Raw genomic sequence first — 408 nt, 5'->3', positions numbered from 1 at the left:
ACATCCAGACGCGCAACTACTCCTTCTATCCGAACTACAGCACGGAAAAAGACCATCGCAATGAGGTCACGGGCTACACGGTCAACAACTCCGTCATCGTCGTCGTGCGCGACATCAAGCTGACGGGCAAGGTCATCGACGCCGCTCTGAACAATGGCGCCAATGAGATCAACTCGCTCGACTTCTCGGCAAGCGACACGAAGGCCGTCCGCAAGGTTGCCCTCCTGAACGCCGTCCAGGACGCCCGCGACAAGGCTGACATCATCGCCAAAGGCCTCGGCAAGCGCATCGTCGGCATCCAGAGCGTCAGCGAGAGCACGGGCTACATCGAGACGCGCCGCTTCGGAGGCAACATGCTCATGGCCGCTGCGAAGGACGCCGCCACGCCGATTGCCCCGGGCAGCCTTT

1 protein-coding gene is annotated in these 408 nt (G+C 61.5%); it reads left to right on the top strand.

Features of this window, described 5'->3' with window-relative positions:
* A partial coding sequence (locus MITSMUL_RS02135) for an SIMPL domain-containing protein (protein ID WP_005839540.1) occupies nt 1-408 on the top strand: 408 nt, incomplete at both ends.

Origin of the sequence: Mitsuokella multacida DSM 20544 (assembly GCF_000155955.1) — a bacterium.
Classification (GTDB): domain Bacteria; phylum Bacillota; class Negativicutes; order Selenomonadales; family Selenomonadaceae; genus Mitsuokella; species Mitsuokella multacida.
This window is presented reverse-complemented; position numbering and strand designations above follow the sequence as displayed.